The sequence below is a fragment of the Polaromonas sp. P1_F4 genome (genome assembly GCF_056405675.1).
Genome location: NZ_JBFUBP010000004.1, coordinates 108,354 through 133,722, shown reverse-complemented (window position 1 = coordinate 133,722; position 25,369 = coordinate 108,354). Strand labels below are relative to the sequence as shown.

31 protein-coding genes are annotated in these 25,369 nt (G+C 56.3%); all 31 read right to left on the bottom strand.

Annotated features, from left to right (window positions below; translation table 11 throughout):
- Positions 1–666 precede the first annotated feature (666 nt).
- The 31 genes from AC1DYQ_RS10410 to AC1DYQ_RS10260 all read right to left on the bottom strand — a co-directional run bounded on the left by AC1DYQ_RS10410 (position 667) and on the right by AC1DYQ_RS10260 (position 25,242).
- Positions 667–1,254, bottom strand: coding sequence for a hypothetical protein (locus tag AC1DYQ_RS10410; protein WP_477686724.1), 588 nt, complete (start codon positions 1,252–1,254; stop codon positions 667–669).
- Between the two features lie 102 nt (positions 1,255–1,356).
- Entirely contained in the window at positions 1,357–1,851 is a 495-nt protein-coding gene (locus tag AC1DYQ_RS10405) for a hypothetical protein (RefSeq protein WP_477686723.1), read from the bottom strand.
- 97 nt (positions 1,852–1,948) lie between these two features.
- Positions 1,949–2,626, bottom strand: a complete 678-nt coding sequence (locus AC1DYQ_RS10400) for a DUF1444 domain-containing protein (protein ID WP_477671182.1) — start codon at positions 2,624–2,626, stop codon at positions 1,949–1,951.
- A gap of 96 nt (positions 2,627–2,722) precedes the next feature.
- Positions 2,723–3,544, bottom strand: a complete 822-nt coding sequence (locus tag AC1DYQ_RS10395) for a DUF4261 domain-containing protein (RefSeq protein ID WP_477686722.1) — start codon at positions 3,542–3,544, stop codon at positions 2,723–2,725.
- 165 nt (positions 3,545–3,709) lie between these two features.
- Entirely contained in the window at positions 3,710–4,102 is a 393-nt protein-coding gene (locus AC1DYQ_RS10390; RefSeq protein ID WP_477686721.1) for a hypothetical protein, read from the bottom strand.
- A 104-nt stretch (positions 4,103–4,206) separates the two neighbouring features.
- Positions 4,207–4,704 carry a hypothetical protein gene (locus AC1DYQ_RS10385; RefSeq protein WP_477686720.1) on the bottom strand — a complete coding sequence of 166 codons (498 nt, stop codon included), beginning with the start codon at positions 4,702–4,704 and terminating at the stop codon, positions 4,207–4,209.
- A gap of 651 nt (positions 4,705–5,355) precedes the next feature.
- Positions 5,356–5,703 carry an iron chaperone gene (locus AC1DYQ_RS10380; protein WP_477686719.1) on the bottom strand — a complete coding sequence of 116 codons (348 nt, stop codon included), beginning with the start codon at positions 5,701–5,703 and terminating at the stop codon, positions 5,356–5,358.
- Positions 5,704–5,807: 104 nt separating this feature from the next.
- Positions 5,808–6,560 (bottom strand): transglycosylase domain-containing protein, encoded by a 753-nt coding sequence (locus AC1DYQ_RS10375; protein WP_477686718.1) that lies wholly within the window; start codon positions 6,558–6,560, stop codon positions 5,808–5,810.
- Between the two features lie 583 nt (positions 6,561–7,143).
- Entirely contained in the window at positions 7,144–7,773 is a 630-nt protein-coding gene (locus tag AC1DYQ_RS10370; protein ID WP_477686717.1) for a glutathione S-transferase family protein, read from the bottom strand.
- A 110-nt stretch (positions 7,774–7,883) separates the two neighbouring features.
- Positions 7,884–8,336, bottom strand: coding sequence for a DUF3592 domain-containing protein (locus tag AC1DYQ_RS10365; RefSeq protein WP_477686716.1), 453 nt, complete (start codon positions 8,334–8,336; stop codon positions 7,884–7,886).
- A 209-nt stretch (positions 8,337–8,545) separates the two neighbouring features.
- A complete protein-coding gene (gene pyrF, locus AC1DYQ_RS10360) occupies positions 8,546–9,238 on the bottom strand; it encodes an orotidine-5'-phosphate decarboxylase (protein WP_477686715.1) in 693 nt (230 codons plus the stop codon).
- Between the two features lie 82 nt (positions 9,239–9,320).
- Positions 9,321–9,995, bottom strand: a complete 675-nt coding sequence (locus tag AC1DYQ_RS10355; protein ID WP_477686714.1) for a hypothetical protein — start codon at positions 9,993–9,995, stop codon at positions 9,321–9,323.
- A gap of 46 nt (positions 9,996–10,041) precedes the next feature.
- On the bottom strand, positions 10,042–10,461 hold the full coding sequence (locus AC1DYQ_RS10350; protein WP_477686713.1) for a DUF3052 domain-containing protein: 420 nt from the start codon (positions 10,459–10,461) through the stop codon (positions 10,042–10,044).
- A gap of 654 nt (positions 10,462–11,115) precedes the next feature.
- Positions 11,116–11,490 (bottom strand): hypothetical protein, encoded by a 375-nt coding sequence (locus AC1DYQ_RS10345; protein WP_457279018.1) that lies wholly within the window; start codon positions 11,488–11,490, stop codon positions 11,116–11,118.
- A gap of 110 nt (positions 11,491–11,600) precedes the next feature.
- On the bottom strand, positions 11,601–11,861 hold the full coding sequence (locus AC1DYQ_RS10340; protein WP_477686712.1) for a hypothetical protein: 261 nt from the start codon (positions 11,859–11,861) through the stop codon (positions 11,601–11,603).
- Between the two features lie 721 nt (positions 11,862–12,582).
- Positions 12,583–13,035 carry a hypothetical protein gene (locus tag AC1DYQ_RS10335; protein WP_477686711.1) on the bottom strand — a complete coding sequence of 151 codons (453 nt, stop codon included), beginning with the start codon at positions 13,033–13,035 and terminating at the stop codon, positions 12,583–12,585.
- 130 nt (positions 13,036–13,165) lie between these two features.
- The gene (locus AC1DYQ_RS10330; RefSeq protein ID WP_457279021.1) at positions 13,166–13,480 is read right to left on the bottom strand and encodes a 1-deoxy-D-xylulose-5-phosphate synthase; all 315 of its coding nucleotides are present in this window, start codon (positions 13,478–13,480) and stop codon (positions 13,166–13,168) included.
- A gap of 25 nt (positions 13,481–13,505) precedes the next feature.
- Positions 13,506–14,216, bottom strand: a complete 711-nt coding sequence (locus tag AC1DYQ_RS10325) for a hypothetical protein (RefSeq protein WP_477686710.1) — start codon at positions 14,214–14,216, stop codon at positions 13,506–13,508.
- A 560-nt stretch (positions 14,217–14,776) separates the two neighbouring features.
- A complete protein-coding gene (locus tag AC1DYQ_RS10320) occupies positions 14,777–15,238 on the bottom strand; it encodes a methyltransferase family protein (protein ID WP_477686709.1) in 462 nt (153 codons plus the stop codon).
- A gap of 78 nt (positions 15,239–15,316) precedes the next feature.
- The gene (locus AC1DYQ_RS10315) at positions 15,317–15,763 is read right to left on the bottom strand and encodes a hypothetical protein (RefSeq protein ID WP_477686708.1); all 447 of its coding nucleotides are present in this window, start codon (positions 15,761–15,763) and stop codon (positions 15,317–15,319) included.
- Positions 15,764–15,887: 124 nt separating this feature from the next.
- Positions 15,888–16,385 carry a hypothetical protein gene (locus AC1DYQ_RS10310; protein ID WP_477686707.1) on the bottom strand — a complete coding sequence of 166 codons (498 nt, stop codon included), beginning with the start codon at positions 16,383–16,385 and terminating at the stop codon, positions 15,888–15,890.
- A 12-nt stretch (positions 16,386–16,397) separates the two neighbouring features.
- Positions 16,398–16,745 carry a hypothetical protein gene (locus tag AC1DYQ_RS10305; RefSeq protein WP_477667528.1) on the bottom strand — a complete coding sequence of 116 codons (348 nt, stop codon included), beginning with the start codon at positions 16,743–16,745 and terminating at the stop codon, positions 16,398–16,400.
- Between the two features lie 1,519 nt (positions 16,746–18,264).
- On the bottom strand, positions 18,265–18,711 hold the full coding sequence (locus AC1DYQ_RS10300; RefSeq protein WP_477686706.1) for a hypothetical protein: 447 nt from the start codon (positions 18,709–18,711) through the stop codon (positions 18,265–18,267).
- 362 nt (positions 18,712–19,073) lie between these two features.
- Positions 19,074–19,871: a hypothetical protein gene (locus AC1DYQ_RS10295; RefSeq protein WP_477686705.1), complete on the bottom strand. Its 798-nt coding sequence runs from the start codon at positions 19,869–19,871 to the stop codon at positions 19,074–19,076.
- A gap of 1,099 nt (positions 19,872–20,970) precedes the next feature.
- Complete coding sequence (locus AC1DYQ_RS10290; protein WP_477686704.1) at positions 20,971–21,303, bottom strand: hypothetical protein; 333 nt, start codon at positions 21,301–21,303, stop codon at positions 20,971–20,973.
- 78 nt (positions 21,304–21,381) lie between these two features.
- A complete protein-coding gene (locus AC1DYQ_RS10285) occupies positions 21,382–21,762 on the bottom strand; it encodes a RidA family protein (RefSeq protein WP_477686703.1) in 381 nt (126 codons plus the stop codon).
- An 805-nt stretch (positions 21,763–22,567) separates the two neighbouring features.
- Positions 22,568–22,945, bottom strand: a complete 378-nt coding sequence (locus AC1DYQ_RS10280) for a rhodanese-like domain-containing protein (protein WP_477686702.1) — start codon at positions 22,943–22,945, stop codon at positions 22,568–22,570.
- 87 nt (positions 22,946–23,032) lie between these two features.
- Positions 23,033–23,434, bottom strand: a complete 402-nt coding sequence (locus AC1DYQ_RS10275) for a hypothetical protein (RefSeq protein ID WP_477686701.1) — start codon at positions 23,432–23,434, stop codon at positions 23,033–23,035.
- A gap of 8 nt (positions 23,435–23,442) precedes the next feature.
- Positions 23,443–23,853, bottom strand: coding sequence for a GFA family protein (locus tag AC1DYQ_RS10270; RefSeq protein ID WP_477686700.1), 411 nt, complete (start codon positions 23,851–23,853; stop codon positions 23,443–23,445).
- Between the two features lie 93 nt (positions 23,854–23,946).
- Entirely contained in the window at positions 23,947–24,405 is a 459-nt protein-coding gene (locus AC1DYQ_RS10265; RefSeq protein ID WP_477686699.1) for an N-acetyltransferase family protein, read from the bottom strand.
- Between the two features lie 366 nt (positions 24,406–24,771).
- A complete protein-coding gene (locus AC1DYQ_RS10260; protein ID WP_477686698.1) occupies positions 24,772–25,242 on the bottom strand; it encodes a hypothetical protein in 471 nt (156 codons plus the stop codon).
- Positions 25,243–25,369 lie beyond the last annotated feature (127 nt).

The window sequence follows — 25,369 nt, the reverse complement described above, 5'->3', positions numbered from 1 at the left end:
GATGAGGCAGCCCACTCCGAACGCGACGATGGCAGATAGCATTCCAAAGAACATGGGTGAGTTGGGCTCGGCCTGGATGATGGCCGCGCTCCCTACAAGGACCAGCAGTACTCCAGAGAGTGCCAGGAGTGCGGCGAATAGCTTTGCTAGCATGAGGTAGGGAAGAAGGAGCCTAACGTGAAGATGACCGGACCACCAAGACTCGGGGCGAAGCCGCCTCCTGCTGTTGTGGATCCGTGTCGATTGACATGTTATGCATAAGTCACCATAAGTCACTTCTTCGCTCGTTTCGGCCTTAGCGCCCAACCCGCCGCAATCAGGATGAGGCCAAATGCCAGCAAACCCCACACGAGCATACTTGACTCCCTGGTGGGAACGACACGCATGTAGCGCGGAGTCGAAGCGCCAGACCAGAGAACTTGAAGCCAAAGAAAAAAGTCAACTGGCAGCAGGTCGCCAACCCCCAAAAGCAGCAGTAAAGCAATGACTACGACAGAGTAGCCAACGCACCGAAGCCAGGTCGAAGCTCTCATGCCATTTCGGTTCGCATGCCTACGCTGCGAATTGATGCTGGACAACGTTGGAGCTGACCGGACGGCAATACTCGCGGCGAATCGGCCTTCTGCAGTTGTGGGTCCGCATCGAGCGACATGTTGGATTTCGCCGTCACTGCCCTGCCTCCTGACTGAAATGCGGACGAACCAATATAGAAATAACTTGAGCGATAGTCCAAGCCGCCGCATATGCAACGCACGTCAACAGAAACACTGGACTCAACTCAAAGGACATCAACAATGCGCCGGCTGTAGCGGCGGCGAGTGCACCCACTGTCACCGAACCAATGCATCGAACGAACAGCAATCGGCCACTGATTGACTTGGCCGAGCCCGGCAAGAGAACAAGTGTGGGCCCCAAGCATGCCGCCAGTGCCACCCACAAAAATTCGTATTGAAGCGTGAATACGACCCCGATGATTGCCACAGAAGGCACGATACCCGCGGCGATGAGAATCGAGCTCCGAAGTCCAAGCTTTGTCTTTTGAGTCTTCGATATGTCGAAACCGGCAACACGAGCAGTGACTTTCGTTAAGAGGAACATGAAAACACCAAACAGGACGCCACCAATCAAAAATAGGCCCGTTACCAGAAGAAGCGTAAGGACTGGATTCGAACCGCCTCGAAAATCATAAAGAAAGAAGACCAACATGGCCAAGCCCCATGCGAGTCCAAGCAAGGTGAATCGCCAGATAGTCATGTGAGGCCTAACGCTCGAGCAAAGACACGCGCGGAGGCGAGACGGCTTGCCGTAGCGCGTCGGCGCTTGAGCAAGGGGTTAGGCCGCATACGGCGACGTGGCCTACGGCTTGCCGGGGCAACCATCATGTAGCGCTATTTCTTGATACTCGACCGCGTGTTCTTGGGGAAGCGGAACTATCTTCTTGACCTCAAGTAGGCGTGCGTCTTCCAGGCTGAATAGGAACAAGACGCCAGGCTCTTCTGGAAGGCCGGGAGGCAAGGGCGACGTCTTGAACAGAACCTGGATGTAGTCGGGCAGGAATTGCTTGTCGTGATACCAGGACCCAGCCAGGGCAACTCCTTTCCGCGAACTGGCAGGGACAAGTTCGAGCAAGCAGCCTTTTACGACAGTGCTCTTTCCGACGGAAGTTAGTGTCAGCTTCGTGAGCCTTCCTGCTCTGCCCTTCGAGAACTCGATCTGAACGCGCGTTGCTGCGTACCGGGGAGGCAGTTCGGGGATTGCTCCTCCCGAAGACAGCGAAAGTCGTCTGTCTTGATGGGCCGATGCACCAGACGCTGCGATACAAAGGATGAGGGTGATGGTAAAGCGTTTCATGCGGCTTAACGTTTGACATGAGAGGCGGCCGACAGCAGGCGAAGCCCAATGTTGAACGCCCTCCCGATGAAAGGGTTAGGCGTCACGCGGTGCTCCACTACCTCGCCACTGGAGCCTGGAAGACTGACCACTTTCCGTCCTTGAAAAGATACAGCGCAGAAGAAACGCGAAGACGTTCGCTGCTGGAGTGCAAATACTCAACTCCCTTTCGCATTCCCTCGACGGCCTTTTGATCCGACAAGGGTGAGTAGAGTAAACCACCACGCTTCGCAACGAGGGCAACAACACCTTCAGGATGTTGTTTGAGCAGACCCAGCCAAAACTCCCGGTCGAGGAAATAGCTGCTGTCGAGATCGGGCGACGTTCCTTTGACCTGCATGAGATCGTTCCAGGGAGTCGCCTTGGGCTCTCCATACACACGCTTGATGTTGCTGACCGCAAGCTCGAGCGCTGCCTCCGGCGTGAGCCTCAAGCGCTCCAGGTCTTTCGGAGAGGCGTTCGGCATTGACGTGGGTGTATCGAAGACAAAACGAACGTGCATGTCTCCGATGTACGAGTACCATCCCGTTTCGATTTCGATTTCCTTGCCGTCCGCAAGCTTGACCTTGGTTTTGCCCATTGGCACCAGCGATTCGTCCTGCCTGTTCGAACCAACAGACTCCCGTAACACCACCATGAGGTTCGAGGAGCTGTTGTCGAACGACTGAGCCGGTTGTGCGAAAGCGACGGAAGATGCGGCAAAGGAGATGAGAAGTGACAGGAGTTTTCGAATCATGACTGGGTACGCAAAGTTAGATAGTGACGCCGAATGTAATGTATGCCGCAAACCCTGCGGTATAGCCTGGGCTTGCAATCTGATCCGGACATCAAATCATTCTTTTGGGTACATCACTCTGTAGACTGTGACACCTTCCCGCCAATAAGACGGTCCCTGGTGAACCCTGATGTTCAACGCTGGTGAAGCGCCTATCGTTTCCCCGTCTTTAATCACCGGTCCACTGCTGACGAGATACTGGGCCATGTTCATGAGCAGGGAGAAAACTTCCAGGCCATTTCGGTTCACGTCCTTGGCTTCGATTTCCCGCAGGTCAAACTTCTCCATTCCTTGTGTGGACAGCGAGAACCCCTTCTCCAGATCGGTTGAGATACGAAAGTTAGTCCAGAGCCAAACGGGCGGCCCCGCCCGACTGGCCTGCGCGCTCTGTTTCAGGAACGCTTCTCGGGACTGCAAGCTGGCGCCCCAATAGCTTGCGATGGCATTCTGGTCCATCAGCGTTGCCACCACGTCGGTCTGCAAGAGATAAGCGTCCAGCTGATCGAGATTCGTGTCCAGAATACTGACGTAGACGTGGGCTTTGTGCCGGGCAGTCTCTTCGCAGGCCCTCTTCCAGTACCAGGCGCCTTGGCACAAGTCGTCAATCTGGCCTTTTGGCAGGGGCGCATCGATCAGCCCAATCATCACGGTGCCACCCCGCGATCGAAGAAGAATGACCTTTTGGCCGTCTGTTTCCATGTCATCAATCTTGACCCTTCCCTTGAGCCGCACCTCGAGCTGTGCACGGAAGGCCGCTGCATCGGGAAGCCTTGATTCAGCAAGAAGTACAAACGAGCTAGCTCTGACCTTGCTGGGCTCTGCAGCCGTGGCAAGTGTTGAGATGAGGACAAACGCAAGCAGGGCTAGAAGTGAACGCATGGTGTTGTGTGTGATGCTTTCCGCGTATTAAGCCAGTAGTCCGCGTCAGACAGCAAGAGTGGAATTGCCGTCACGTGCACGGCTGAACGCTTTGGAAGGGCCGTGCTGACCGGTCTTCCGATCAGCCCCCCCCGATAGAAGGGTTCGGTGCCCCTTCTAAAGCACTCAAGGTACACCGTGCGGATTGTATTTGCCGGCGACAAGAAAGTAGAGCGCTATGGGCAAGCAGGCAATCCCGATAACCACTCCGATGACACCAAACAAAGAGGTAACCAGGCTCATGGCGATCAGGCCAAGGCCTACGGTGAAGATTGCGACTGCCAGGACAACCCTGATCAACAGCGGCATAGGCCGCCAGTGGGATTCTTCGGCTTCATCCTGAGCTTCGGTTGACGGGCGCAGAAGGACTGAGCTGACGTATCCGGCAACAACGGCACCGACTGCCATCTTGACGAATGGCCACAAGGAGATGCCAGCTCTCAGATCGGTCTTGACGGTGGCGACGACATAGATCAACCAGAAGGCCCAGCACGCACCGACGAGCAGAAGTTTTTGCATGGCTAGTGACACCTAACGTTTGAGACAACCGGCACTGCCCAGCTTGCCGGAGCAACTTCGGTTTATGAAAGAGTCAGGACGTGACAAAGCCACTGCGCTTTTGGTTAGCTCGCGGCCACCTTACGGCCGAACCAGAAGCCAAGAACACCCAACGCTACTGCGATCCAACCAATGGTGTAGCCGCCGCTGTTGCCCTCGACAAGCTTGGCCTTGAACGCAGCTGTATCCCGGTACGCGATTACCTGGCGGCTTGGGGTGCTCAGACTGAACACCGACTTTTCATCCTTCGGATCGAACTTGGCTGTCACGGTTTCGCCGCCCAGCCCGTCCAGCGCGCGCTCAGAATTCGGCTCGCCCACGCGCACAGTCTCGATGCCTGCGGAGGTTTGTATGTCCAGCTCCGCATAGCGGCTCGCCAGTACACCCTTTTTGGTCTTGCGCTCAACAACACGGGCGCTCAGGGCTTTGCCGGTAGCAGTGCTCAATTCGGCCTCGGAAGGGACCTTGTGGCGCGAGGGGCGCTTGCGGTCCTCCGCATACTCGGCACCGAGCCATACCAGGCCCCCAATGAACAACACAAGTGAAATCTTTGTCAGGCTCAAAACCAATTCCCCCCAAATATCAGAAGTACATCAGTGACGAACGCACGGGGTCCTTACCCAGTGCTCGTCGCTTGTCTCGCAAGAATGCAAGGATTCCCATCCCAGGCGGGCCWCCGGTCGTGAGACCTGCGGCTTCATCAGTTCACCTGGGGAGGTAATTCACGGCGATTATCACCATGAGAATCGACCTCGCCAAGAACGCTTTGGAATCTATGGCGTAGATGCGACAGACAAGCACGGGCGCGCATGTGTCCGGTCATCAAATGGGCCCCCTTCCCGCTCGAAATGCTATTGATTTAATAGCTTCTTGCGCCCGTCCAGATTGGTCTGCAGCCAGTTTCCACGCATAAAAAGAGGTCAAAACCGCTCTTTGGAGGCCACTACAGGGTCTTTTGCGAGGTATGGCAGCGCCGAAATCAATTGTTTTTGGGCATTTTCATATGCGAAACAGGCCCCAAGACCAATGCAGATGAGCGCAAGCAGCTACTGATTTGATAGCAAAGACGACGAACAAGGCGCAGTCTTTGTTCCAGCTCATACAGAAGCCGGCCTCGACGTACGCAGCTGCAGCGTCGGCGCGGACAACCCTGCCCTGCCTGCGGCGTGGGGAACTCCGGGAAGCAACGACGGGTCAGGGACCACGCTCATTGCTCACTTGCGGCCGTACTCTCGCGACAGCGCCAGGGCAACCCGGCCAATGAGCTCGATTGGAAGCTCCTCCTTCAGCGGGAAAGACAAGTTACCCTTTTCGCCACGGTATGGCGCGAGTTCCTGCATGAGGCGTGCATCTTGCGTGACGGGCGGATAGACACCAATGTGTTTCTTGAATGCAGCGAAGTAAAAGAACACCCGTCCGCGCTTGAACGCGGGCATGTTGTAGCGTATGCAGCGCGAGGCGCCAGGCACCAAGGCCTCCACTTTTTCCTGAATAGATTGGAGCTGAAGGCGCGACTCAGCGGGCACGCTCGCGAAGTACTCTTCATGTGATGCGAAAGCCATGGCGTAATTTGTGTTGCCTAACGCTTGAGATGTGAGGCGTGACCCGGCTTGCCGGGACGCGTTCTCTCAATTAAAAGGCTGGGCACCACGGCAAGTCAAGTGCGTTAGCTGCCAGCGCGCTCAGGCCTTGCGTCAGTGACAAGCCGCAAGAATGACATGAGAGCTTCTTCCGCCAGTGTTCCGTGTTGCTTTCCGTCGTAGTCAACATCCAGCAGGCTCGCAGGTCGATACTTGCCAGAGAGGTAGGCGTGAATACGTTGAACGCGTTGGGTGTTTTCGGGCGTCCCAGGCTTCAGGTTATCGGGGGCTATGTGCATTGCCACGAGCGACAGAAACTCCTCGTCAGTGAGTTCCGAAAAGCTCTTGCCGAAATATGCCTGTGCGGCGGCCGCATAGCCATGAACAGGCTGGCCGTTCCTGCTGCCCAGGTAGCAGATATTCAGGAACAGTTGCATTTGATCGTTCTTGGAAACCAGCGAATCCAGAGCGTACTGTGCAATCAGCGTCTGGCGAACTTTGGCGATACCTTGCTTGAACCCGCCTGGGAAGTAAATGAGCTTGACCAAACCTTGCGTGATGGTCGTCATTCCTGCGCCGGGAGTTTCAAGATCAACGCCGTGATGCCGGGTGAACGCCGGGTCTTCGACTGCCAACAACATGGCTTGCCTGTCCTTCGACAAGTCTGTGGGTTTCAGCCGGGCCCCAAAGCGCTTCCAGGTTTCGGAAACCAGAGACGGTGTTGCAACCCTGGCAACCCTCACTTCGTTGGCGTAATAGCCGGCCGCAACCACCAGGGCAAGTGCACCTGTACCTGAGAGCCATAAGGCCGCGCGAATGATTGCTTGACCGATCTTCATGTTGTGGCTGATGCTGGAGAGTGATGTGCGAGGGAAGTTGGTGACGCCTAACGCAAAGATGACCAGACTACCGACACAAGCGGCGAAGCCGCCTCCTGCTGTCGTGGATGCGTGTCGATTGACATGTTAGACGGCATCTCCCGTGTCCTTGCCGCCTTCAGACGGCGCGCTCCGCAATTCGGTTGAGCCTCGGCCATTTCGGCCAATATCGAACGGCAACAATGTCCCTGGCACGAAAGCTATAGCGCGTCGTCTGCTTCCCCGCTTGAATCTGAGGCGCACCGGACGTCGAAGTGGCTGTGAATTCATAAGACACGACGTACACCACGCCTCCATCGTCATTCTTCTCTACTGAACGTACCACTGCACCTTTCGTGCTGCGGCCCCAGCGCTCGAGCACATACGACGCGGCAGCGCGAAGGCACAACGACCCGATCACCGCGAGCCCAATTGCGATGCCTCCGAGGAACTGCCATGTGCTATCGAAACCCATGCTGATGCCTTCTAGCGTTTGACATGAAAGGCGGGTCAAAGGACGCACGAAGCGACCTCTGGAGGGTCCGCCCGGCGGAAGAGTCATGTGTCATTTCGGCGGCCCCTCCTCTTGAGCAATGACCTTTTCGACGAGAGGAAGAGCCAGCATTCGCGCCCTGTGATCGAGGATTCGGGGAAGGCGGGAGAGGTCCACCCCGTCACCCTCCAGCCAGCGGGCGAGGGTCAGAAGATACAGATCTGACACAGAGAGCTCTTCTCCCAGAACCCACGGTCCACGTAAATACTCGCCTTCAATAAGCGAGAAGGCGTCGCCCACGGATTGAGGAACCTTCCTTCGCATCGCGTCCCACGCTTCAGGTTCGTCTGCCCATCTGTGACCGCGCATTCGATGGGCGTGGGCGACATGAACCGTGGAGCACAAATAGCTGTTGAAAGCGTTCATCTCCGCAAGTCGAAACGTGTCATCAAGCGGAGCCAGATGCGCGTCCGGGTACGTCTGGGCGATGAACATGAGCATGGCCGGTGTTTCCGTCAGGACCCCGCGTGCAGTCACGAGCGCTGGAACCCGGCCCTTCGGATTGACCTTCAGATAGTCAGCCGCCCGTTGTTCGTTCTTCGAGAAGTCGATCCGGACCAGTTCGTACTCTGCATTTACATGAGCCAGTGCCAGATGCGTTGCCAGCGCACAAGTATTGGGGGTGTAGTAAAGCGTGAGCATGTGACCTCTCAATTTTGAATTGACGATGCAAGGAACTACTTCAAGTGAGGCCTATCGTTGAATTTAAGCGGCCCGCCGCAGTCGGGTCTGCTTGAAGGAAGGATCAGACATCATTTCGCACGCCCTGAAAAGAAGAAGCGGATGACCAACATGGCCAGTCCCGCAAGCAACATATAGCGACCAACGCCCTTCTGGGCATCAGAGGAGTCGTCCTGGTTGATGTCTTGAAGCGTGCTGGGTGCTTCAGGTAGATAACGGACCGTCATGGTGGATGGGACAGAGTTGCTGCGCAAGGCACGGCCAAGCTCCGCAGCAACGCCGACTTCAGTCCGAATTTCGCGACCATCCTCCGTCGTGAAGCGAACATGCGCTGTGTACAGGCTGTCAGCATGGGTATTCTTCTTTTCCTTCCACTCCAGCTTGGTTACCTCGGCCTTTGTCGTCTTGCCGTGATCGCGCAATGCCGAAAACTTGGTGGCGTTCTTGTGACCGGCATACATGAGAAAGACGCCAAACACAACAACACAGACAGCGACCATTGGGCTAAAAAGGATTCGAAACATAGGTGGCTCCTTAGGCCTGACGTAAAAATGATCGGACCACCAACAAATGGGACGGAGCCACGTCCTGCTGTTGTGGCTCCGCGCCGGTTGATATGTTATGCGGCGTGGCGTGTCGCGACTTCATATGCGACCCAAACCAGGAATGTAGCGAGGACGACGCCGAAAAACAAGATGCCGGCTTGCCGTGGTATGTCCGCTTGATTGAAGGGTTAGACGCCATTGTTAAACGACTCGACTGCTGTCCGATACGCTGCCAGTGGCTCCGAAGCACCTGCGATAGCGCGGCCTATGACGATGTGCGTGGCGCCTGCCCTGGCTGCCGCGGCAGGACTGGAGATGCGCACCTGGTCTGTGGCCGCCAGGGAAAGCTGAATGCCGGGGCAGACGATGAGTACCCCGGCAGGCAAGGAACCACGCAAGTAGGCGGCCTCTTCGGCGGAAGCCACGATACCATGGCAGCCTGACTTGCAAGCCAGCGAAGCGAGGCGGAAAACCTGGTCTTTGACTGATGGTGCGAGGCCGATCTCTGGGAGCTCGGCGTCAGAAAGGCTTGTGACGACCGTAAGGCCAAGAACTTTTAGATGGGGGTATGACTCGGCAGCCCTGGCAGCCGCTCGCAGAACAGCCGAACCCGCTGACGCATGGACCGTGACCATTGAAACCCCAAGCTTGCCAGCGGCCTTGACTGCATTGGCTACGGAGTTCGGTATCTCATGAAGTTTGAGATCAAGGAAGACCTGTTTGCCTGCTGACACCAGCTCTCGAACTACCTGCGGTCCAGCCTCTGTGAGCAGCTGAAGGCCGACCTTGTAGTGATCGGCTTCGGGGCCGAGCCGATTGACCAATGCCAACGCCTCAGCCGAGGATTCGAAGTCGAGCGCGACGATGACTGGTGATGGCATATGTGAAATGGAGTCTAACGGTGGAGGCCAGACGCGGCCGCAGATCGTCGCCACTGGGTCGATTTGTTAGCTGTCTTGCTCTTCATCGGGATCGCACCTTGAAGTTTTCGTCAATGTGGACGACCGAATCAGACGAGCCACGGTTCGAACAGTCAAAGCCTTGCAATCTGAGTATCGGAAAGCTGTTGAGGCGAACGTTGACGTCCTTGTGTCTCTTGCCCGCGTGGCGTGAATGAATGGCAGTTTTCGTCAAGTAATTGTTGCTGACCCTGTAGTAAGACCCATCGTTATAGTTCTCGTCAAGAGTCTCTTCGCCGACGAATTCAAGGTCTTTGAGACTCGCGTTGTATCGAAACTGCATGGTGTAACTCGACGCGCGAGCGGCATCCGCATACTCGACCGCCTGAACAAACACAGAATTCTTTTTTATATCGATGTTATAGAACTTGCTCACGCGACAAAACTCGTCAGACACGGAAAGGACTCCATAGCTTCCATCCGGATTTCCCTTGAGAATGAAAAGGCGCTCCTCGCGCTGTGGATTTCCACCTCTCTGCCCAGTGGCCACCAAAGCCAGATCAGCGATTCCGTCACCGTCCAGATCGCCTTCGGCGCTTGTCCAAATGAAATCCAGATGCGGAAAATCGGCCGAGATTACGGAAATGGCCTTCCGTCCCGTTGGCGTGTATTCAGCAGATACAGGCAGGGCTGAGGTGCAGAGAAGAGCAAAGATCAGCAGGAGCTTGGTGGCGACCATGAGTGGTACCTAACGTTTGTCTTGATGGAAGGGTTAGGCCGCATTCTCAGCGAAGCTCCTTGCGAACCACCAACTTGAGTCCCGACCAGACTTCCGTGACGGCGCAGACCTTGATATCTACGAAGCCGAGTGGCAGCGCCAACTCGCGGATAGTGTCTTCTGTGATGGTGGTCGGAACCTTGGCTGCCTTCTTCGGCCAGGAGACCCACAGCGCTGCGTCGGGTTTCAGCTTCTTGCGCAAGACACTCAGAGTCTTTGCCAGTTCTTCTCGCTGCGTGACAAAGGCGTGAGCGATATCTACCTTTGAATCGGGCTGGCTCACAAACTGCACGGCTGGTGGAAGTGGGGCCAACAGACTTTCGTACTCCTCAGGTGCTGCGATGAGCAGCACTCGATGCGCCTCTTTGATGCCGAGTTTCCTGGAAAGCGGCGTTCCAGAGTATCCAGCGGTGTTTGAGGTTGCCATGCGTCTTAACGTTGGACATGAGAGGCGGCACAAGGGTGAAGCCCCTGTGCCGTTCTCTCGATGGAAGGGCTAGTCGCCTGTTTCATCTGCGAGGCTTGGCTTTTTGCCCTTGCGGCGTGTTGGCTCCTGGCCCACAAAGTATGCAAGTACCATGAGTCCCAGACCGAGCAAGATGAAGAATGGAGGTCCAAGGAACAATAACAACACGGCGCCAACCAGGACAAGAAGGGAGAAGCCTGGCGCGTTTTCGGCGCGTGTGGCCTGAACGGCACCCTGCGTTCCGCCTAAAACCGCAACCCACATTGCCCAAGCCGCCACAAATGAGAGCAGCCCTGCCAGGAGCAGAACCCTACGCCATGCCTTGGATGCACTCGGCGCGCCAAACGCTACGGCGGCACCGAGCATCCAGGCGCCAACAGGCGCCGCAGCACCTGGCAGGAGTGATCCGAATGACACCCAACCGAGCAGAGCAACGAGGGCTCCGCCTAAGAGTGCAGGGCCCAGGCGACCGGCAATGGTGAAACTAGGCATGCTTTTTTGGGATGTCATCTGTGCTGGGGGGCTAGGGAGTTTGCTGCGGCCTAACGTAGAAGTGATCGGCAGACCATATGCGCGCGACAGCGTGCCTCGAGGACGTCCGTGTCGACTGCCATGTTATGCATTGCCCGTCCCTTTGGTTAGCTGCTTGCTCCGAATATGAAAGGCCCCGCCAAGTGCCATGAGCAGAAGACTTCCTTCCGCAAACACGGGGCCGATCGCCACGAGGATTCCGAGCCACCGGGCCGCCCCGATCACCAAGAGCGTGATCCCCAGAATCCGTAGCCTCTCGCCACGTTCGATGCCTCGGTCAGCCAACGCGAGCCAAAGGGATACAAGGGCAAATGGCACGGACAGCATCACCCCCGCGACTATAAATGCTGCGGCGTACTGAGCTGGGTGTCCAGCGGACGGCGAACCCGCCAACACCGTAATCGCCGTGGCAGCTAACACCGCCATGAAGCCGAACGCAACACTCAAGATTGTTTGCATTTGCCTACCGTCGGAGGTGACCGGCACGCACCGGCAGCGCGCCGCGAGGTGCACGATCGCCCGCGCGCCTCGCGGCGCGCTGCCGGTGCGTGTCCGTGTCGAACGACCTGTTAGACCGCATCGCTCGGAGGTTTCCGCGGCCTTAACAATGGCAGGAATCCGGTCACCCAGAAGGTGAGCCCAACAGAAGCCAGGAAGGTCGGCAATGCGAGATTGCTATGCATGAACGCCCACCCACTTAGGATTCCAGCCTCCTCGCAGGCCCAAGCCACGAGCAGGGAAATGAACGGGCCGGCGAAAACAGCGACCCCAAGGCGGGCCACAAAGCGCGCGATCCGCGCCAACACTGCTCGTTCTTGCTCGATGTCCATGTGCGGTCTAACGTTGAAGTTGACCGGCACGCAGCGGCGTTGCGCCGTGAGTCGTACGCTCACCAGCACGCCTCGCGGCGCAATGCCGTTGCGCGTCCGTGTCGAACGACCTGTTAGACCGCAGGGGACGCTCGCCTAGAAGCATTCGCATTTCTCCCGGTAGGCGCCTTTCGCAGACATAGGGTAACCCTTGTCTGGTACGACTCTCGAAGACCTCGGCGAACATTGGGCGCGACATTCCTCCCGTGCGTCCCGCGGCGGCGGCAGAACGCTCCCGAGAAAGAAGCTGCCGCCCGTCAGGAAGCCGAGTACGGCCAGCAGTATGAGTGGCCTAGGAACACGAGCCAGGATCTGACGGAGGCGGGATCTGACTTCCATGCGGTCTAACGTAATGTATGCCGCAAAACCTGCGGTATAACTTGGCGCTTGCAATCTAATCTGGACATCAAAACCTCCTGTAAGCCGCTTGCATGCTGGACTTCAAGGCAATATACTGTAAATTCATACAGGTATAAAAATTCCGTGAAACCCCGCAATCCTCCACTGCAGTCTGCCCGCTTGCTGGATCAGGTCCGGGAGCGGGTTCGGTATTTGCACTATAGCCTTGGCACCGAGAAAACTTACCTGTATTGGGTTCGATTTTTGTCAGCCGGCATGGCCGCAACGGCCACATGACGCATCCGCGCGACAGGGGGCACGCGCATCCTTGCTGCTCCTCCGCCTAGCGCCGACGTGCAGGCATCAAGAGCTCAAGGTCTTGAATGGCGGCGGTGGCTTTCGACCTGGCCCAAACTACTGGAATGAGGTTGAACAGTGGAAGCAGAAAAACGAGATAGAAGAAGAGTTGAACGCCCGCAGCAATTTTCATGGTTCCAAGTAGCCGGGTTCGCTGCACAAATTCGGTGTTTTCCAGATCGCCTTCCCATAGCGATAGCTGGCGACAAACGATTATGAACCCGACGATCGCCAGGGCGGACGCCGTGAGGCTCAAAAACCAAAACGTCTTTTCCGGCATTTGCCTGTTGCCCAGGATGTTCAGGTGAAGCAGTAAATCGGCTTGTCTGAGCGCGATCTCGATCAGAAACGGGAGCTGAAGCACTATTGCCGCAGTGAGGAGTTTGCGTGCCAACTGCAAGGTACTTTTGTGCCTGTGAATTTCGCGAAGTGCTGTCATGCTTGTTTGATGATGAGAGATGCGCCGCTGATGAGGCTTAACGTTCGGGCTTCCCGGCGCACAGCAAGCGCCGCGTAGCAGCACCCTGCTGCTGCGTGTCCGAGCCGGGCGAAATGTCAGACATGCCTGGTTACCTGGTTTGCTTTAGATGAATACACTCCGGCTGGCCTCGGACTTTGGCCCAGTACTCAAGCCTGGCATCATCATCAATGTCGATAATGCCGCCGTACATCGTGTCGCCACCTTTCCTCTTGGGGCCAGAGATCCAGTAACGCGCTCCCGTCTCTTCCTCGATGCAGTTGTATTTGTAGCCGGACTTCGTTTTCAGAAAACGCTTCCCCGCGTACGTGTACGAGCGCGTCGAGCGCGACATCTCCACCCAGCCAATGCGGCCGGAACCGCTCAAACCACCTGATTTGTTCTCGATGTACATGATGCGCTTCATGCTCCGGCTCTCTACTCTTAATGTCTCACGTTTGACTTAAGCGGACCGCCGCAGGCAGGTTCGCTTGAAGGAAGGATTCGGCACCACTCAGGTCGGCCAGGCCAAGTTGAATTGGAACTTGGTAGTCCGCGGCAATGAGGCTGGCTCGAAAGGACTTTCGAGGATGGATCGTGAGCTTGTGATCAACGATGGCAATGCGATCGACCAAGCTTGGCGCATCATCGTAGAACTTCACCTCCGCAACTCTAACCATCTTCGAGCGCTGCGTTCTCAGATTTGTGACTTCAACGAATACTTCGGCGGGTTGTGGATGCACGGGAACCGTTTGCTCGACGCGTACACGGTATTGCTTCGTCGCTTTGACCTTAAGGCACACTCTGAGCGCCTCGCCTTCTGACTCGACTGAGTGTCGAAGCACTTCAAGCGCTGGCGCCTCGGTTGGCGCAAGCATGCGCAGTGCTGAAAACGTTGCCTCGGTAACTACAGCCAGTTTTCTTTCGTCCGGCAGGGAGTTGAACGCTGGATCCATTCCGCAGAGCACGAATCGATGCCAATGCTCCGTGGCGTATTCGGTCATCCTGACTGCCCCATCGGGCAGAGATGGTGTAAAGCACAGGTAGAGATGATCAGCGTGGCCGATGGACATTCCAAGTTCTTCGCACTTCATCCCGACGCGCTGGCCAAGAGCTACACATGCGCGTGGGAAACCATAGAGCTTCGATGCGTAGTTCGGCATGGGATGCTCGAACTGAGGGGGATCGATGCTCTCGAAGTACCGAATGTCGCGCAGAGGCTTGGGTGTTTTGGGTGGTGAGCGCATATTGACACCTAACGTTGGAGAGGACCAGCGACCAGAGAACAGGAGCGCCGTAAGCGCGGACGCCCTTGGGCGTCCGTGTGGACCAGCATGTTAGAGCATGCACCTAGAAGCACGTGCCCGCCCATGAACATCCGATGAAGATGGCTGTGAGTAGCACCGGCATAGCCATGGCCAATACGTAAGCCACGGCGATTGCAATTCGGACCCTGAGCGAGCACGGCATGTATTTGATCAGGCCGAACGCGCCGACAAACGGAAGCAGTAACAGTACGGCCAAGAGTATCCATTCGGCAACTGTGCCATGCAACGAGCGAAACCGGGGAAGGAGCAGCACGCATACGCCGAGCGCCATGGGGCCGAATAAGACGGCTAGCGTCAGAAATTTCCAGGATGCAGCTATCGTCGGCCTCATGGACACACTCACATTTGACTTATGCGCCCGCCGAGGGCAAGTCCGCCTGAAGGAGGGTTAGGTCTCACAGCCACCTTCGCACCCTCTGTGTGTACGACGTGTACTCGTTACCAAACATGCGCCGCAGTACCCTTTCTTCGGGTTGGATCTGGAAGCGAGTGACATAGAGAACGAAGAGCGCAGAGCCGGCCAGGAGCGCAGGTGCAGACAAGTAGAAGCTCCATGCCACCAGAAGCAAGGCGAGTGCGACGTACATTGGATTGCGAGTGATCCGATAGACGCCAGACGTGACGAGTGACGATGCGTTCTCCGGCTTCAAAGGATTGACCGTGGTCCTGGCTCGCCGAAACGCGAGGGTGCCAGCGATGCTGAAGTAGCCACCAATGACCGCGACGACGCCGGCTGCGACGATGCGAGTGGCGGGCGACAGTTCAAGCGTCGGCGCAACATTTCTAGCAATCCACATGGTGACCGCAATGATTAGCGCCACTAGCGGCGGTGGGATCTTGAGTTCTAGGGCGCGCATAGCTTGGACTCTGAGGCCTAACGTTTGACATGAGAGGCGGCGCCCGGCTTGCCGGGCCACGTCCTCTCGATGGAAGGGCTAGGCGTCACTGTCGTCAGTGTCTGGTGACTTACCTTGATGAGAAAGCTTGAGCCCGCCTTTCCCGTCCGGTAGCCACACTGCCCCGGTTTCTGAGCTCGCATCAAAAAACCCAAGTTGATGCTTGGCTGCAAGGCTAAAGACCTGCTCATATGCGGCTTCTGCCTTGGACCAGGCGAACGCGGCGTAGATTGCTTCCTTCCCGACGCTATAGTCGGTGACAGCCGAATCATCCTCTGGAAACTCTTCCGAAGAGAAGGGGCCGTTCATTGCCGGGTACGACTTGATCATCTCAAGGAACCAAGCCTGAAGCTCTGGTGTGGAGACCTTTGGATCGTCGTAGCTGTGATCCTCAGACCATTCGGATGTCTCTTCCCACCAGGAAAGAAATGCCTCGCGTTCATTCGGCGCCTTAGCGGGTGCAAAGACAAGCAAGTCATAGCTCATTCAGGGTCTCCAGGTGTAAGCAGTTCGGCTATGCGCCTTGTGACGCCTAACGTTAGATAACCGGCGCACAACACTTCGCGGCGACGCCGCCTCCTGCTGTTGTGGGTCCGTGTCGATTGATAGGTCAGGCTTCACCTGGTACTCTTCCAAGAAGATCGACGATTGAGTTCCAATAGCTTGAGTTGGGCATTGAGTCCATCATCTGAAAGCCAAGATTAATGGGGCGCCAAACTGCTCCGCCTATCAGGCGAACAGCCAGGAACGGATAGTCGAAGAAGTCCTCTTCATTTGGGGGTTGATCTGGCTTAAACCACTCGCCGTGCCTGGCCCTAAGCAAAACCTCACCAGCAAACGAACCGAAGGCATAGATGGACTTTGCTACCTGTTCCATCCTGGCACCGCCGGTTTTCCATTCTTCCAGAACGGAGTCGACTCGGCGCAGTGTGGATGGGGCAAAGGAGGAAATGTCGACGGCGTAGATCTTTTGCGTCATCCGAATGGCATCGCTGGCATATCCATCTATTGTTTCGATGGATGGCTGAAAGTGCAATGGAATCAATGCTTCCCCCGAGGATTGTGTGAAATCTAACGTGTATGTGAGCGGTCGCCACAGGCGATCCACTCAACGGGCGTGTCAGGAATCATCCTTTTCGAATGCTTCATTTGTGAGTTCCTCGTCAAGTAGCTCGTGCATCCAAGAGCCACCACCAGAGTAGACCAACTCCGCGTAGTCTGGCTTCTTACCTGTGCCTTTCGTAAAAGCCAGTACGGGGTGCACATATTCCGCGCCAGTATTCATCACCCTCGACCCATCGACGATGCATGCCAAATGGAACGCCAGGTTTTCAGTCAACTCCCGCAGCTTCTTCTCCTTCTTCACTCCAGCTTCGACGAAGCCATCGCGGACCGTTATCAGGATCTCCAGCAGCATGCGTCGTTGGTGCGCCTCAAAGGCTGAAGAATCATTCACAAGGGTGCTCATTGATGACTCCTAACGTGAAGATAATCGGCGCCCACCCAAGGTGGCCGCGAAGCAGCAGGACGCCTTTGGGCGTCCGCGTTGACTGACCTGTCAGGTTTCAATGCCACAATTTCACCGACTCCATACGAATAGTGCGATCCCCATCAGAGATACCAACAGGACGAACAAGAGCACAAGATATGAAGGGTAACCTAGCCAGCCGAAGTAGCGCAATTCCCGGCTTTGAAAGATCGTGTTGCATCCAGGGCAGCGAACTCCGAATAGGACTACCCCAGGTACCTCGCCCGCGCTCGTTGGAAGTAGCATTCCGAAAAGGCGAGCCACGGTAATCTTCAATCGATGAGCGCGCCCCATGAAGGACTTCCCGCACTCTGGACACACATCATGCTTCTCCATGAAACCCTAACGTAAAAATGAACGGACCACCAACACTTGCGGCGCCGCCGCCTCCTGCTGTTGTGGCTCCGTGTCGATTGACCAGTTAGATGTGCACGCAGGAGCCAACTTGCTCATTGAGTACCTCCTGGCATTGGATCAGAACCATCACCCGGCGGAGGCGCTTTGCGTCTGCGAGGCTCCGCGTCGGCCAAGTGCACAAGCAAAACGCAGACTACTCCAAGGACAGGCAATAGCCACACGATCAGGCATTGAAAGGTCTTCTGAGTCGTAGTCAGTGCCGGCGAAAGCACAACCCATGCAGCGAGGGCAAGGTTCGCCACGACCAGAACGACGACGCATATGGCGAGTGTGTTCATCATCTAACGTCGGAAATGACCGGCGGCGCATAGGCGGGGGAGCCCGCCGCGACGACGTCCGTGTCGATTGACTTGTTAGGACTCAACGCCCCCTCCCCAAATGAGGTTCACGGGGGATTGCGACAGAGCGCCTGCGCAGTGCTCGCATGACTGTCACGAACCGAAAACCAGAATACACACCAATGATCCCCAGAGCGCTGAGGAAGAACTTTCCCATTTGGACATTCTCACGTTCAGCCTCCAAGCGTGTACTTGGTGAAACCAGTTCCTTTCCATTTATCCACAGGCCGTAGGTCTTTCGCGAGCCGTCCGCTTGCGGCGAAAACGAATGACGTTCTGGAATCCACACTCGTATCACAGGTCGCTGTCCCCACTCAACCGGCACGGAGGAGACTGCATCAGTCCAGAATCGGCCGGGGTAGCCGTCAACCTCAAAGGAAACCACTGAGTTGCCTCGACGTGGAGGCGGCAGTTGGACGATTGCATGCGCGGCTCCGCGAACCTCGACCAACGACGTTCCCGACATGCTCGGATAAGTCGCATACGTGCTGAAGCCGAACAACACGGAAGTGACCAAAAAGCAAGTCATCAGACCGAAGCCAACAAGTTGCATCACGCGCATGTTGAGTCCTCACGTTGGCGCTGTCCAGCACGCAGCAAGCGCCACGAAGCGGCAACCTGCTGCTGCGTGTCCGCGACGAGCAACCAGTTAGCCGCCAGTAGGCCGCCGGGCGTATGTGATACAAATGCCATCTACTACAACCTTAGATTTTGGTGTTGCGCCAGACCTGCAACTCGTTATGCGAATGCGCGTAGTTGTCCCCGAACACAGCGAAATGCTTGCCATCTGGTGATACAACAGGTAGCGACGTGTCCGGCAGGATGGTGACACGCCCAACCCCTTCGTCGATGAGGAAGATCTTGTGGTTCTCCCAGCTATGACTGCTTACGATGAACCAGCCGAGCGCTGCCACGTAACCTTCAAAGAGAGGCTGATCTTCCCCATCACACGGGATTCCGCGAAACGCCTTGATCCTTCCGCCCTTCAGCTTGATCGCAAGTGTCATCTCTGTACGTGATGCCGCGAGCGTCACTCTTTCACTGAAGGGTTCAATCTTCTTTCTTTGATCCGCGAAAGCTTTCGAATGGTATTCACCAAGGTAGCCATCGCCGATGTCATACCCGCAGAGGCAGGTTAGTTGACTGTCCATTATTCAGGCAAAATTCTACTCTGTAGTACCGCATCTGAATGCCGTTCATTCGGTAGCTCCATTCGCTCGCAACTTTGCCGAGTACACGATACGACTTGGCAATGAATAGAAACTGATGCGCTGCCAGTGCAAGGGCACTGAATAGCGCCGTCATTGCTACGAAAGTAAGGATCGCGACCGCGACGGATGCCACCATTTGCGCCCTCTAACGTTTGAGGTAAGCGGCAGAACCCGGTACCACGGGGGGCTGTCCGCTTGACCGAATGGTTAGACCGCATTCTGGCCGAGTATGCGTCGGACTTCTGCGAGAACAAGGCCGCGCCAGCCAGGAAATGGCGCGAGTGCAAGTCCCGGACCGGGAATCAGCGTTTGCCAAATGGCCACAGCTGGTGAATGGCATCCCATGGTCCTTGAGCGAAGCGAAAATGCGGCGCCTCCCCCTTTTTTAGTATGTCCTCCGCTGTAATCAAGTGATTGACCCGATCGATGACCTCCTGCGCTTCGATCGACACACTGTGCAAATTGATTTTCTCGGTACGCAGCTGGGCGCGCAGGCGCTCCAGCGCCTTGCGGAACGCTGGAAGCTGATGCAATTGATCGCGAGTCACGATGGTGCTGGTTATGACCAACAGCTGAAGCACACCTCTCTTGTTCATCAACGGACGCACCCGCGTCTCGCTATCAACAGAAGCCGCCACCTTTGTCACAGCAGCATCTATGAGCTTCATCACGGACTCGAACGGATCGGCCGGAGGCGCCGGAGGAACTACTGGTCTATCGTCATATAGACGGACCGGGCGAGCTGCAGTCGAGGATTTGATAAAGACATCAATGTCGCCCGGCAGGATCATGAAGCGAAACGCCACCGCTGCCTTGCCGAACTCGTCCTCAAGCTGTTGCCATCCGGCGGGGGGCAATGCGAGGAAGGCTAAGGTCAGCCCGATGGAGTCGACGCAACAACGAAGCTCCCCAACATGCGGTTGCCTCGACTGGGTGTGCCAGATCAGGTCGTCTTCATGATTGAGCATGTCATCCCAGCTGCAGCTTGCGGGGGGCCTAGCCAGCATGCGTCGGGCCAGTTTCAATTGATTGTCTGGTGTCATGTCGAACCGGATGCTGAGTTTGTATTTTTGGTTTGAAGCAGTGCTACGGAATTCCAAACAACGGTCATTGAAACAGCACTACTTCACGCTCTAACGTAGAAATGACCGGCCCGCCAACACGAGCGGCGAAGCCGCAGCCTGCTGTGGTGGGTCCGCGTCGATTGACATGTTAAGGCTCACCGGCCGAGCGCCAGCTCCCAAGGTTTTCATGTCTCGAACCTCAGACACGTGGCGATCTTCGAGGAGCGGCTGCGGGCTGTGCGGCCTGAGTCGACAGATAGTGAGCTGTTCCAAGCTAGGGCTTCCGATCTTTGGCACGTTCAATACTCCCCGTGACCAGGTTGTCCGTTCGTACCGACACCAGGGAGCCCACTGGGAACCAACTGGCAGGAACCGAAACTGCCTCAGGCAAGCAATCTGCGCCGATCCCGGCGAAGTAAATCGAGTGCTCGGATCCGACGGATAGAGTTCCAACGGTAGCTTGTGAAACTCGAACGCGCAGTGCGTGCACCTTCGTCGCTGGCCACCCTGGTAGTCGCGGAGGAGCCTCTACCTCGGCCATCCCAAGCACCACTGCATTGAACTCGTGCCGTCGAACCGGGACTGGGGAATTGACTGGCTTGCCCGCCATGTCGAGCACAAGTGGCGGGGGCGCCGGACTACATGCAATTGCCGGCACATAGCAGATCACAAGGGCAAGTGCCGCAGTGCAGGCAAAGAAATGCATGTGAGCTTTAACGTCGGCCGTGAGTGAACCGCGACGGCGCACTCAGCCTTGAAGAATGGCGACCACGTTGGCCGCCGTTGTGGGTCCATTCGACGAACCTGTTAAGCCTCGCCGTCCAACCGATCACACTGTTCAATTTGCACTCCTCGGCTTGTTCGCGTCGTCTTCATTCCAAAGACTGTACACGCGACCATGCCCATATTCACTCTCCAGCCGTTCCGTCGCATCGTCGAGACTTCTAGCCACTACGGTGACACGAAAGACAGCGGCAAGCGGGCCTGAATGCGAGATTAGCGCTTCGTACGGTCGTAGTTTCAGGTGCGCGTCCATCGCGTGACTTCTCTTGAGGTTTAACGTCGGCGCTGTACGGCACGCAGCACGCGCCGCAAAGCGGCATTCTGACGCTGCTTGTCCGCGACGAGCACCCTGTTAGATTGAATTTCTTTTCCTGAGCTTGTGAAGTGCATAGCCAGTGAATCCTTGATGTATGAAACCGAATAGTGCCATGAGAGGTATCCACGCGGCAAAGTATTGGGGCATAGCCAGTAGCAGCATCAGGCAAGCCAACAGGCCCGCTCCAAACGTTAAGTCGCGCCAAGCAAACCATCGCGCAAATGCTTCAATGCCTTCAGGCGGGCGCGAAATCCATTGATGTGTAAGTTCAACGCGGCCTTTGACTCCCATCTGATAGGCGCGCCAGAGAAGAAATGACGCCATACCAACAGGCAGGACCAGAAATACTAAAACCGTGAGCGCGTACATTTGAAAATCTAACGTTTGACATGAGGGGCGGCCACAAGCAGGCCAAGCCTGATTGTGGACGTCCCCTCGATGGAAGGGTTAGGCCTCGGCGACTGCCGCAATGGAGACCTTCAGACCAGGGATGCGTGCAGGAAGCTTGGCGCCCTGGCGAGCTGGCGGATTCGAAGGAAACCACCTGAGCCATTCCTCATTCATTCCCGGGAAGTCGTCTTCGTCCGCTAGCACGACTGTGACACTGACAAGCTTGTCTAGCGAACTACCCGCTTCCTCAAGAATGGCCTGTATGTTGGTCAGGCACTGCCGAGTTTGCTCCTGAATGGTTGCGCCTTTGATCGCGCCCGTACCCGGATCGGCCGGGGCTGTGCCAGAGACGAACACCAGGCCGGCTGCTTTGACGGCTTGACTGTAGGCCGGCGGCGGCTTGGCCGCCTTTGGCGTAAAGACGATTTGACGAGCCACTTTGCCTCCTGAGCGTTGATGGGTGGGCTGTATTCCGAGGCCTAACGTGAAGATGACCGGACCACATCACCTTACGGCAAAGCCCCCTTGTGATGTCGTGGGTCCGTGTCGATTGACATGTTAACCATCGATTGCTCCCGGAGCGAACCAACCGACTGAGTGCTCGGAAATCCCAAAAAAAATCTAGTGCGTCGAGGATGTCACGGCGCTTGCAGACTCCGTTTTCAAAGAGAACCAATAGCTCCACGCCGCCCGCAGGACTTTGCTCGAACTCTTCGAACCCGACTTGGCGCCCGCTATCGGACCGCGCACCGAAACACTTCGCAGGGCCGAGACCGTCCTCGATGTAGGACTCCAACCGTGCGCCGACTACCGCGGCTAGGCCCTCTATAGAGCAGGCGCCCTTGTCGATATGCGCGCCGTGGCGGTAGTCGCCCTTCGCCCAGGCATCTGGAGGAACGAACGTGAACCTTGCAGCCATTGAGGGTTAACGTAATGTATGCCGCAAAACCTGCGGTATAACCCGGCGCTTGCAATCTAATCTGGACATTAAAACCTCCCGTAATGCGCTTGCACGCTGGGTTTCAAGGAAGTATTCTGTAGATTCAAAGAGTGATAAAAATTCCGTGAAGCCCCGCAATCCGCCCTTGCAGTCTGCCCGCTTGCTGGACCAGGTCCGGGAGCTGATTCGGTATTTGCACTATAGCCTTGGCACCGTAAAAACTTACCTGTGTTGGGTCCTTTTTTTGTCCGCCGGCATGGCCGCAATGTCCGCATGATGCATCCACGCGACATGGAAGCCTCGCTACGCCTGTGGCTGGAGTCCTCCCAGAGTCCACAATCCCTCCGGGCAATGACACTGACCCGCGGAATCATCAAGTACAGAGAATCCAAGCGCAAGGGCCTCCGCCAGCATGACAGGAAGGAACGTTTGACGCCCCTCCGGAGTGATATTCAGTATGTACAGCGCAGAGTTATCAGGCACCTCCTCTAGCGGTTTGGCAAGTGTCCTCTCCAGGAGCTCAGCTGGCAGGGATTTCGTTAGTTTCTGGCTCAGAGCCTCGAACTTTTCATGCGCGGCCCGGTACCGGAAGCCGTACAGGCGGCTCTGGCGTTGGGCGTCATGAACGTCCTTGAAGTTTGGGTGCTCGAAGATGTAGAACGGCTGAAAATCTTGCGACATCAAGTACTTTCTTTGAGGTTAAAACATGAGACTTCCACTGCGCGCGAAATAAAGGACATTTGAACGGAGTTGTAAAGAACATCGGGCTTACGAGTTGGGGCCAAGGGCACGAATCTTCTTTGTGTGCGCGTTGATCCAGATAACCCCGTCAAGACTTAAACCGTGGTGAATGACACGGATTTCCCAAATCCACTCTCCTCGCGTCGCGAAGTCCTTGATGTCTCTTCCGATACGAAACAAGCCGGTAGCGCCAACGCCTTCTTCAGCGAGAAGCCCGTGATTCTTAACCCAGTATTGCAGGGCCATATCTTCCGCGATCAAACGCGATGGAACGAAGCTCGCAAGAAGCGTCTCGAAGGACTCAACTCGCATCTCCTTCGCAAGCTCGAAGGTCGATAGATAGTTTCCATCCCATGACTTGAGCGCCGGTTCTGCGCCTTGAGCCATGGCGCAGATGCCAAAAAAGAGTGCTGTGAGCGTCTTTTTCATGGCTAGGGTCATTCAGTTGGTGGAAATTCGGGATATCGAGGCAGTTGGTCGGCAACGTGCAACCACGGAAGGCGCTTGGATTCCCAATAGTGAAACGTAGGTGCCACCTGGCTTGGATCGTCAAAACTGCAGATCGTGACGTCAATCAGCCCGGGAATGTAATCCGCGGCAAAGCTGATTTGCGTGCCGCAACGTGCACAGAATCCGCGGCGCGAACCCGGCGATGACTCATAAACCGTTGGCAACTGTCTCGTGAAATCGACTTGCGCTTCTTGAAACATTGCCCACGCGACCGCGGGCGCCGCATTGGCACGCCGACACATCGAGCAATGGCAGAGTGCGGCCATCACCGGAGAGCCTGAGACCCGATATCGAACCGAACCACATTGGCAGCCACCTTCGAGTGATAGTTTGTCCATGGTGCTCCTTCTGGCGACTAACGTTTGACATGAGGAATGACCCTTTTAGGCATCCCCTCGATGGAAGGGTTAGACCTCATGTTGGAGTAACGCTCAAAGTTTGCTCGGAAAGCGGTGGTACATAAAGAACTGCGAGTCTTGGCTCCAGCCTTGTGCTTCATAAAGTGCCTGACCGGACTTGTTTGTTCTTGCGACATTCAGTGTGACTCGGACGGCGCCAAGTGACCAGGCATAGGTTTCAACAGCGGCCAATAGTTCGGAGGCTACGCCCTTCCGCCGGCCGAATTCGTGCACGAAGAGGTCGTTCAGCACGAAGACGCGTTCCAGCGAGACCGATGAATAGCTCGGATACAGCTGTGCAAAACCTAAAGACACATTTTCGTCTTGTGCGATAAAGATGACAGACTCGCCGTGATTGAACCGCGCCTGAAGAAACTGTTGCGCAGCAGCCAAGTCACTCTTTTCTCCTTGAAACTCGCGATACTCGTTGAAGAGCTTCGCGAGTTCTGCGAGATCAGACAAGACGGCCTGGCGGACGGTGATGCGGCTCATGCGATGTGACTTTGAGGTCTAACGTTCGAGGTAACCGGCGCCCACCCAAGGCCGCGAAACGGCCGGACGCCTCTGGGCGTCCGCGTTGACTGACCAGCTAGACCGCACGCTCCACCTCCTGTTGAATTCTATTGATCATACTAGCCAGGTCGGGCTGGTCACCATACATATCAAGCTCGCGTGTGGCGATTAGTCCCATGCTGAATGGCCCGGGAGCAGGCTCCGTCTCCTCCCCACGAGAGAACGATAGGCACCACTTCAACTGCCGAAGAATGGTCTCTGCCACAGCCCAACCCTGCGCGGCCATTGGTTCAATTTGGGCGATGGCTTGCTCGATGTGCTGCGTGAGCTGCGGGTTCATGCGGTCTAACGTTGGACATGAGCGGCGCCGGGAAGCGTGGGTAGCACGCTGGAAGATATCCGATCGATCGAAGGGGTGGGTGGCTTTGTGCGCCGCGTTGGCGGCAGGCCGCGATCGCTAACCTCGTCAGCCAGCAAGCCAAACAGCGCCATGCATACCAAGAGCGCCAAAGCCCACGGCAGATTGCTACGTATCCCTCCCGCAGTTTCTCCAAAGAAATGAAACCAATCGTTCCTTTGCTTTGAGGGAAGAAGCACCAAACAAATCGGAAGAGCAACACCCGCGAGAACGATGAGCCCGGTGGCCCAGAACCAATCGCGAAAGTAACTGAAGAAGGCTTTTGAATTCTCACCGTGCGCATATGCCATGTACGGATTACTGTTCTTTCTTTTAATGAGCACCTCACCATCAATGAACGTTTCCCAGCCAAGGTAAAAAAAAGTAGCTGCCAAAAGCGACCAATAGGGCAGACGCAATGAGGAGCCGTACGATCCCGCCGCTTCGGCTTGAAATGACTGATCGTGCCATAGCAGCCACCTAACGTCGGAAATGACCGGCGGCGCATAGGCGGGCGAAGCCCGCCGCGTCGACGTCCGTGTCGAT

What these genes read in the sequence shown, in the direction of transcription:
- AC1DYQ_RS10410 (WP_477686724.1), bottom strand. Translation starts at nt 1,254, where the DNA reads ATGACTATCTGGCGATTCACCTTGCTTGGACTCGCATGGGGCTTGGCC.
- AC1DYQ_RS10405 (WP_477686723.1), bottom strand. Translation starts at nt 1,851, where the DNA reads ATGAAACGCTTTACCATCACCCTCATCCTTTGTATCGCAGCGTCTGGT.
- AC1DYQ_RS10400 (WP_477671182.1), bottom strand. Translation starts at nt 2,626, where the DNA reads ATGATTCGAAAACTCCTGTCACTTCTCATCTCCTTTGCCGCATCTTCC.
- AC1DYQ_RS10395 (WP_477686722.1), bottom strand. Translation starts at nt 3,544, where the DNA reads ATGCGTTCACTTCTAGCCCTGCTTGCGTTTGTCCTCATCTCAACACTT.
- AC1DYQ_RS10390 (WP_477686721.1), bottom strand. Translation starts at nt 4,102, where the DNA reads ATGCAAAAACTTCTGCTCGTCGGTGCGTGCTGGGCCTTCTGGTTGATC.
- AC1DYQ_RS10380 (WP_477686719.1), bottom strand. Translation starts at nt 5,703, where the DNA reads ATGGCTTTCGCATCACATGAAGAGTACTTCGCGAGCGTGCCCGCTGAG.
- AC1DYQ_RS10375 (WP_477686718.1), bottom strand. Translation starts at nt 6,560, where the DNA reads ATGAAGATCGGTCAAGCAATCATTCGCGCGGCCTTATGGCTCTCAGGT.
- AC1DYQ_RS10370 (WP_477686717.1), bottom strand. Translation starts at nt 7,773, where the DNA reads ATGCTCACGCTTTACTACACCCCCAATACTTGTGCGCTGGCAACGCAT.
- AC1DYQ_RS10365 (WP_477686716.1), bottom strand. Translation starts at nt 8,336, where the DNA reads ATGTTTCGAATCCTTTTTAGCCCAATGGTCGCTGTCTGTGTTGTTGTG.
- pyrF (WP_477686715.1), bottom strand. Translation starts at nt 9,238, where the DNA reads ATGCCATCACCAGTCATCGTCGCGCTCGACTTCGAATCCTCGGCTGAG.
- AC1DYQ_RS10355 (WP_477686714.1), bottom strand. Translation starts at nt 9,995, where the DNA reads ATGGTCGCCACCAAGCTCCTGCTGATCTTTGCTCTTCTCTGCACCTCA.
- AC1DYQ_RS10350 (WP_477686713.1), bottom strand. Translation starts at nt 10,461, where the DNA reads ATGGCAACCTCAAACACCGCTGGATACTCTGGAACGCCGCTTTCCAGG.
- AC1DYQ_RS10345 (WP_457279018.1), bottom strand. Translation starts at nt 11,490, where the DNA reads ATGCAAACAATCTTGAGTGTTGCGTTCGGCTTCATGGCGGTGTTAGCT.
- AC1DYQ_RS10340 (WP_477686712.1), bottom strand. Translation starts at nt 11,861, where the DNA reads ATGGACATCGAGCAAGAACGAGCAGTGTTGGCGCGGATCGCGCGCTTT.
- AC1DYQ_RS10335 (WP_477686711.1), bottom strand. Translation starts at nt 13,035, where the DNA reads ATGACAGCACTTCGCGAAATTCACAGGCACAAAAGTACCTTGCAGTTG.
- AC1DYQ_RS10330 (WP_457279021.1), bottom strand. Translation starts at nt 13,480, where the DNA reads ATGAAGCGCATCATGTACATCGAGAACAAATCAGGTGGTTTGAGCGGT.
- AC1DYQ_RS10325 (WP_477686710.1), bottom strand. Translation starts at nt 14,216, where the DNA reads ATGCCGAACTACGCATCGAAGCTCTATGGTTTCCCACGCGCATGTGTA.
- AC1DYQ_RS10320 (WP_477686709.1), bottom strand. Translation starts at nt 15,238, where the DNA reads ATGCGCGCCCTAGAACTCAAGATCCCACCGCCGCTAGTGGCGCTAATC.
- AC1DYQ_RS10315 (WP_477686708.1), bottom strand. Translation starts at nt 15,763, where the DNA reads ATGAGCTATGACTTGCTTGTCTTTGCACCCGCTAAGGCGCCGAATGAA.
- AC1DYQ_RS10305 (WP_477667528.1), bottom strand. Translation starts at nt 16,745, where the DNA reads ATGAGCACCCTTGTGAATGATTCTTCAGCCTTTGAGGCGCACCAACGA.
- AC1DYQ_RS10300 (WP_477686706.1), bottom strand. Translation starts at nt 18,711, where the DNA reads ATGGACAGTCAACTAACCTGCCTCTGCGGGTATGACATCGGCGATGGC.
- AC1DYQ_RS10290 (WP_477686704.1), bottom strand. Translation starts at nt 21,303, where the DNA reads ATGTACGCGCTCACGGTTTTAGTATTTCTGGTCCTGCCTGTTGGTATG.
- AC1DYQ_RS10280 (WP_477686702.1), bottom strand. Translation starts at nt 22,945, where the DNA reads ATGTCGCAAGATTTTCAGCCGTTCTACATCTTCGAGCACCCAAACTTC.
- AC1DYQ_RS10275 (WP_477686701.1), bottom strand. Translation starts at nt 23,434, where the DNA reads ATGAAAAAGACGCTCACAGCACTCTTTTTTGGCATCTGCGCCATGGCT.
- AC1DYQ_RS10270 (WP_477686700.1), bottom strand. Translation starts at nt 23,853, where the DNA reads ATGGACAAACTATCACTCGAAGGTGGCTGCCAATGTGGTTCGGTTCGA.
- AC1DYQ_RS10265 (WP_477686699.1), bottom strand. Translation starts at nt 24,405, where the DNA reads ATGAGCCGCATCACCGTCCGCCAGGCCGTCTTGTCTGATCTCGCAGAA.